The following is a 6,659-nucleotide window of genomic DNA, read 5'->3' as shown; positions in this document are numbered from 1 at the left end:
ACACCGGAGACGTCAACACCTAAAACGACGTCCGGATGACAACGGTCGCAAAAACCCGAAGCGACGGCCTGCCGACCGAGCCTCGATCAGATCCCCGCGTACCAGGGGAAGCCGAGTTCGGCGACCATGCTCCCCCTCCCCTTTCCGAAGCCGTCGACGCGGTCCACGGCCTCGATCTGCGTCAGGTATTTCAGGCTCTTGTAGCCGAGTTGGCGTTCGACCCTCAGGCGCAGGGGAGCACCATGGGCGACGGGCAGATCCTGTCCGTTCATGCCGTAGGCGAGGATGGTCTGGGGATGCAGTGCATCGAACAGGTCGAAACTGTCCCACCACCCATCGACGCTGCGCATGACGATGAAGCGCGCCTCTGGCTTCAGGCCGACATGAGCGAGCAGGCCTGCGAGCGGGACTCCCGTCCAACCGGCAATGGCGGACCATCCCTGCTCGCAGCTGTGCAACGTGATCTGCGTTCGGGCCGGCATCGCCTTGAGGTCGGCCAGGGAAAACGCCCCCGGTCTTTCTACGAGACCGGTCACCGGCAACTTCCAATCCGTGAAACCGATGGCCTTCGATGTCTTGTAGCCGGGATCGTCCGGATCGGTCGTGTTGATCGTCGGAAAGACGGCCGAGATCGCCTCGGGCCCGAACTCCCGGACGAGGGGCTGGCGCCGGAGAAGCCAACGCTGCACGGCGAAGGTCAGGCCGTTGCTCCAATCATAGGGCGTCGCCAGACGGCTCAACGCCGGCGCCTCGCAACCGCCGAGGAAACCAGCCCCGACGAGACCGGCCGATCCCGTTAGAAGCCGACGCCGGGACAGATCGGTCATCGTTCCGTCTCCCTGGGAATGGTGAAGCGCCCCGTGATCATCGAACGCATGAGATTGGTCGCCCCGCCGACGAAGACCTGAACCACGTGGACGAGCAGGAACAACACGAGCAGGCTGGCCACCAGGAAATGGATGGTCCGCGCGGATTGGCGACCACCGAACAGGGTGAAGAGCTCGGGAAACGCCGTCGTGAAGCCCGGCGACATGGTGAGGCCAGTGAACACCATGAGCGGAAACAGGATCAGGACAACGCCGAGATAAGCGAATTTCTGCAACGCGTTGTACCGGAGCGCCTCGTTGCCGCGCGCCTTCTCGAACCTGACGTGATCACTGATTTCCCGGGCGAGATGCCCGGCAGACAGTTGATCCCTGTTCGGCACCAAGTTCTTGCGAAGATGTCCACTCGCCAGAACGAGGAGAAGATAGGCGATCCCGTTGATCACCAGGATCCAGGCAGCGAGGAAGTGCAGGTTTCTGCCCCAGCCGGTCTGTTCCAGATTCACCGGTAGGGGAAGTTCGAGCCACGCCGGGGCGCCGTTGGCACCCGTCTCGCCCCAGAACAATCGCGGCAGGGCGAGAAGGATGGCGATTCCACTGATCAGCAGGACCAGGAAGGCTGCAGCATTCACCCAATGGGTCAATCGCAGCCAGACAGGATGCCGGAATACGGTGCGGCGGGATTGTGGGCCCGCCTCCTTCGCCACCGCGTGAAGGTCAGGAGATGCGGGTGAGGACATCGAGCCGGTACCGATCGGTGCGATGACGATGAGTGACGTGGATCGACGAGTCGAGGATGTCGATGAGTTGGTCCGAAGCCGCGTCCCCCGTCTGCGGATAATGGGTCGGCCCGGTCCAATGGACCAGCGCGATGGTGCCTCCCGTGTCGAGCGTGCCGAGAATCCGCTCAGCCAGGCGGGGCATGTCGGCGGCGTCGAAAAAGTAGAGGACCTCGGATATCAGGATCAGGTCGAACCGGCCGGCAGGCCATTGGCCGGGAGCGTGCAACCGCTGAAAGCTCACATGTGGCGCCTCCCGACAGCGCTCGCGTGCCTGTTGGAGGGCCTTCTCCGCGGTGTCGACACCGATGAGGGCGTCGCATCGGGCTGCCAACGCCTTGGTGAACACGCCGATCGAACAGCCGATCTCCAGCGCCGACGCGTAACGCGGCTTCGGCAACGCTTCCAGCGTCGCCGCATACTTGGCGGCCTCGTATTCGCTTGTGGCGAACTGCCAGGGATCGGGATCCTCGGCGTAGCGGTTGTCGAAATAATCGGGCGGCATCGTCTGCGAATGACGCGTCATGGCACATCTCCGGAATCACGCCAGAGATCTCCGGCGGACACGGTCTCACCAAGGACATAACGCGCGGCCGATGTCAGCGCGAAATCCGGTGCCGGCTGGCGAAGATAGGTGGCGAGATCGCGCGAGGCGCGTTCGAGGGGATGATCGCGAAGGAACCCCTGCAGCCCCACGGAGCGCTGAGCGAGCTGGAGCACGGAAAGTCCCGCTGTCTCGACGGCAGTTCGCGCCAGATGAACATAGGCCACGATCCGCTCGGGATGGAGATCGTCTTCGAAGACGATACGGGCGGCGCGCTCCACCCAGAGGCGGGCTGTCTCGGTGGCGATCAGCCCCTCTCCCAGCCGTGCCGATTGATGGGGATCAGGTCCCCGGCCGGTCCGGCGGAGGTGATCGCGCCAAATGTCGATGACCCCCTCGATCCCCCCGAGCTGGACGGCAGCGAAACGCCAGGCTCCCCCGAAGAAGTAAGGCTGTCGCGAGTAGGAATCCGGCTCGCCCAGCAGCTCACCCGATCCGATAGGGAGGCCGGTCAGATCGACCTTTCCCGTCGCCGAGGCACGCATGCCATGCGCCCGCCAATCGGACAGATCCGCCCGCGTGCCGGGCGTCAGTTCCGGTATCACCATGAAGGCGAGATCGCCGGGAACCGTGCGGGCGGTGACCAGGGGGCGGCTGACGAAACCGGCCCCGGATGCGAGGATCTTGCCGGCCCTCAAGCGATAGCCGCCGGCCACTTCCTCGAGCTTCAGCCCGTCGTCGAAGAGTTCGGTGTTCCAGACGCCGAAAAGATGCCCCAGCCGCGCGTCCTCGAACAGTCGCGCACGCTGGGAACGGTCGCCGTAGCGCGCGACCAATTGGAGCGCGTTGACATGGCCCTCATAGATGCGGCCGAGGGCGAGGCTTCCACTCCCGATGATGCGCAACACGCTACAGAGGTCCGCGGCCCCCGGTTCTTCGCCAAGCCCGGCACCGTCCTCGTCCCGCGGGATCGGCGCGGCAAGCAGGCCGAGCGTGCGAAGATGCTCCACATCGGCCGCGGGAAACCCGCCATCGTGATCATGCTCGGCCGCCCGTGCAGCCGCTGCCCTGGCGGCAATCCTCGCCGCATTCGTGGGATCGAAAGTGGTGTGGGCGACCGGTGTCGGTTGGTCCACGCTGTTCATCCTCTCCACGCGGGCGTCGCATCCGTTATGATAAATATTTATGACATAGGAGTAGCGTGACAGATATACTTCGTTCTGCCTTCCACCGTGCGACACCCAGGCGCGGACATTCTACGATTTACCTTGGATTCTTGATCGGCCGATGACGGGCGATCTGACGCTCCACCGAGCCGCCAGACCGGCGGCAACGCTGGTCATGGGTGAACGACCGTAGGACGGGCTGGTTCGGCAGCATCGCCTCCCATGACGTGCATCGTCCTCGCAGCCAGGGATCCACAACTCCAAAAAAGCCGGTTTATCCCCATATCGGTTATAGGCGGCGGGTCCGAGATCGGGCAGCCTCCTCGCGGCTCTGCAATCGCCTTCGGCGCGGCTTTGCCGAGCTTCATGTCCGGGCTTTTGCCTCACCCGTTCCAGGATCGGTCCCCATGGCGCGAAAGCGCGTTCCTTCCACCGTCGATCTCCTGATGGAAGCCGTCGCCCGCCTCGGCCTTCCGCCACGTTCCGTCGATATCGAGGGGCTGCGGCTCCAACTCGACCTTCCGGAATTCGGCGGTTACGTCGACGATGCGCGTGTGGGCAAGGCGCTACGGCGAATGAAGGCCGTGCATGCCTTCGCCAAGGCTGGAGCGGAAGCGGTCGCCAGAAGCGTGCCGGGGCTGAAGGTGACGATCACTGCTAACGACACGCTGATATGGCGCGTGCGCGTGATGCTACCGCTCCTCGATGGCGGTCGCATGGACGTGCGGGTCGAGGTCCCGCTGGACGGCGTCGCCAGTGAGATCGTCTCGGGCATGGCGGAGCGCAACGACCCGGCCTGGCGGATCGAGACGTTGCGAACGACGGTCGCCGAGATCACCGCAAAGACGGGACGGACGCTCCGTCCCTCCCTCGAACGCCTCAGGGACACTATCGCCGGGGATCTGCGAGAGGTCGGCGCCGACGCCGCCACCTATATCGACCATATGGACCGCTCGCTCCGCTCACGGGTGTTCCATGACGGACCGAATCTCGGCCGTTCCATGAGCGATACCCTGGCTCCGGTGCGGAAACGCGCGAAGCTCGTCGCAAGGGAGGATTCGCGCTTACGGCGCCTGCGCGACCAGGTCGGGTTCGGTGCATATATCGAGAAGTTCACGGCCGCCCGACGCCTTGGCCGCCGCATCATCTTCCATATGGGGCCGACCAATTCCGGCAAGACCTACGCGGCCCTGCAACATTTGGCGGCGGCCCCAACCGGCACCTATCTGGCGCCGCTGCGCCTGCTCGCACTCGAGAATTACGAGGGATTGGCCGAGCGCGGCCTGAAGGCCGGGATGGTGACCGGCGAAGAGGTTCTCGGCGAGGAGAGACCGACCCACACATCGCGGACCATCGAAACCGCCGACCTGACGCGGCCCATCGATGTCGCCGTGATCGATGAGATTCAGATGCTCTCCGACCCGGACCGGGGCTGGGCCTGGACCAATGCTCTGTTCGGCATCCCGGCGAAGACCGTCATCGTCTGCGGCTCGGACGATGCGCTCGCCGCTGTCCGGCGCGCGGCGGAGGCCGCCAACGAATCGCTCGAGGTCATCTCCTTCGTTCGCAAGACACCCCTGGTTCTTATGGAGGAACCGGTTCCCCTGGAGAATGTGGAGCCGGGTGACGCCGTCGTCGCCTTCTCGCGTCGCGCCGTCCACGAGAATCGCGAAATCCTGGTCGCGGCCGGACATAGCGTGGCGACGATCTACGGAGCCCTGTCTCCCGAGGTAAGGAGGGCGGAGGCCGCACGCTTCCGTACCGGTGAGGCCACCGTCCTGGTGACCACGGATGCGATCGGCATGGGCCTCAACCTCGGTCCCCTGAAACGCATCGTCTTTTCCGCCACAAGGAAATGGGACGGTGTCGGCGAGCGTGCGCTGACAAACTCCGAGATTCGTCAAATTGCCGGTCGCGCCGGACGGTTCGGACATCAGGATGTCGGTTACGTCGCAGCCACAGATGCGGTCGGCATCGAACCGATCCGCACAGCACTAGCAGGCGCCCCCACGGCTCCCGCTGCCGATACGCGGTTCTTCGTGCGGCCGGACCTGATCGCGATTCGCTCCGTCGCCGAGGAGATGCGAACGCAAAGTCTCCGCGAGGTCATGACCCATTTCGCGCGCTCCACATTCTATGCCGGGTCGCCGTTCCAACCTTCGGCCCTCGACGAGATCCTCGATGTCGCGAAAGTCATCGATCGGGCCCACCTGCCGATCGAGGAAAAGTTCGCCTTTTCGGTCTGCCCGGTAAACCGCCGCGATGAAGTCGCGGTCGCCATGCTGGAGCGCTGGGCGCAGGCCCGGGCCACGCGCACGACCGTTCCGGCCCTGCGTGCCAATCTCAGTGGAGAGCTCGATTACCAGGAGCGAACCGTGCGGCTCGCCAGCGCCTATCTCTGGTTATCGCGGCGATTTCCGGAAACCTTCGACGATGACGAGCAGATCCGTGTCATGCGTGGTCGAGCCAATGCGGTCATCGAGAATCATCTGCGAGAAACGGCGACCCGCAAGGCCGAGCGCCGCCGTGCACGTCCAGGACAACGATGAGCCATCTCACTTACGCAATCGGCGACATCCACGGCTGCGCCGATGCGCTCGGTCGGCTCCTCGCAGAGATTGCACGTCACAGTTCGGGTCGCGAACGACGTCTCGTTTTTCTCGGTGACTATATCGACCGTGGCCCGGACAGCGCCGGCGTGCTGAGAATGCTTCAGGACATTGATCGCACGGAGATGGGGAAAGCGACATTTCTTATGGGCAATCATGAGCGGATGCTGCTCGACGCTTACGAGAAACCCTTTGGCGTGACTGCTTGGCTTGAGAACGGCGGCCGGAGCACGCTCGCCTCATTCGGCATCCGGGATCCGGAAGACCTCCCGCGTGACGCGCTCAATTGGATGTCTGCCCTTCCGACATCCCACGAGGACGCGCGCCGTTATTATGTCCATGCCGGCTTTCGTCCCGGTCGACAGGGCATCGACCCGGACGTGGAAGCCAGGCTCTGGATCCGGAAGCCGTTCCTCACCGAGGAATTCGACTTCGGCAAGCATGTCGTCCACGGACATACACCCCAAAAGAACGGGAGGCCGGACATCCATCCCTTCCGCACGAATATCGACACGGCCTGCGTTTTTGGATGTTCACTGACGGCGGGAGTCTTCACCGCGGATGCCGGACCGGCGGTCGAGTTTCTTCAGGTCGGCATGAGGTCGTAAGCGATCGGGTTTTCGCTTTGGGTTGTGATGCGGTCTCGCTGATCCCAGCTGGGGGAGCTGTGTGCTCTGGACATGACGAAGCCCGCGGCGTTTATGGCGCTGCGGGCTGTGTGATGTGATGTGTAGGAT

At 64.0% G+C, this 6,659-nt stretch carries 6 protein-coding genes; 2 read left to right on the top strand and 4 right to left on the bottom strand.

What is annotated here, in order from left to right:
* Nucleotides 1–86: 86 nt before the first annotated feature.
* Genes IPV08_RS24075 through IPV08_RS24060 form a run of 4 tightly spaced genes read right to left on the bottom strand, consistent with a single transcriptional unit; the run spans nt 87 to nt 3,292 of the window.
* Complete coding sequence (locus tag IPV08_RS24075) at nt 87–827, bottom strand: molybdopterin-dependent oxidoreductase (protein WP_207414342.1); 741 nt, start codon at nt 825–827, stop codon at nt 87–89.
* Entirely contained in the window at nt 824–1,531 is a 708-nt protein-coding gene (locus IPV08_RS24070) for a cytochrome b/b6 domain-containing protein (protein WP_348646189.1), read from the bottom strand. The genes IPV08_RS24075 and IPV08_RS24070 overlap by 4 nt, the downstream gene beginning before the upstream one ends.
* Nucleotides 1,532–1,541: 10 nt before the next feature.
* Nucleotides 1,542–2,129, bottom strand: coding sequence for an SAM-dependent methyltransferase (locus tag IPV08_RS24065; protein ID WP_207414338.1), 588 nt, complete (start codon nt 2,127–2,129; stop codon nt 1,542–1,544).
* Nucleotides 2,126–3,292 carry an acyl-CoA dehydrogenase family protein gene (locus IPV08_RS24060; protein WP_207414336.1) on the bottom strand — a complete coding sequence of 389 codons (1,167 nt, stop codon included), beginning with the start codon at nt 3,290–3,292 and terminating at the stop codon, nt 2,126–2,128. Before IPV08_RS24060 ends, IPV08_RS24065 begins: the two co-directional genes overlap by 4 nt.
* 428 nt (nt 3,293–3,720) lie before the next feature.
* Between IPV08_RS24060 and IPV08_RS24055 the strand changes: the two genes are divergently transcribed.
* Both IPV08_RS24055 and IPV08_RS24050 read left to right on the top strand, forming a co-directional pair.
* Entirely contained in the window at nt 3,721–5,862 is a 2,142-nt protein-coding gene (locus IPV08_RS24055; protein ID WP_207414334.1) for a helicase-related protein, read from the top strand.
* Nucleotides 5,859–6,530, top strand: coding sequence for a metallophosphoesterase family protein (locus IPV08_RS24050; RefSeq protein ID WP_056454158.1), 672 nt, complete (start codon nt 5,859–5,861; stop codon nt 6,528–6,530). The genes IPV08_RS24055 and IPV08_RS24050 overlap by 4 nt, the downstream gene beginning before the upstream one ends.
* The last annotated feature ends 129 nt before the right edge of the window (nt 6,531–6,659 follow it).

It is taken from the genome of Methylobacterium sp. SD274 (assembly GCF_017355285.1).
Taxonomy (GTDB): domain Bacteria; phylum Pseudomonadota; class Alphaproteobacteria; order Rhizobiales; family Beijerinckiaceae; genus Methylobacterium.
This window is presented reverse-complemented; position numbering and strand designations above follow the sequence as displayed.

Bases quoted from the DNA above. Each gene is read 5' to 3' on its own strand.
- IPV08_RS24075 (WP_207414342.1), bottom strand. From the start codon at position 827: ATGACCGATCTGTCCCGGCGTCGGCTTCTAACGGGATCGGCCGGTCTC.
- IPV08_RS24065 (WP_207414338.1), bottom strand. From the start codon at position 2,129: ATGACGCGTCATTCGCAGACGATGCCGCCCGATTATTTCGACAACCGC.
- IPV08_RS24060 (WP_207414336.1), bottom strand. From the start codon at position 3,292: ATGAACAGCGTGGACCAACCGACACCGGTCGCCCACACCACTTTCGAT.
- IPV08_RS24055 (WP_207414334.1), top strand. From the start codon at position 3,721: ATGGCGCGAAAGCGCGTTCCTTCCACCGTCGATCTCCTGATGGAAGCC.
- IPV08_RS24050 (WP_056454158.1), top strand. From the start codon at position 5,859: ATGAGCCATCTCACTTACGCAATCGGCGACATCCACGGCTGCGCCGAT.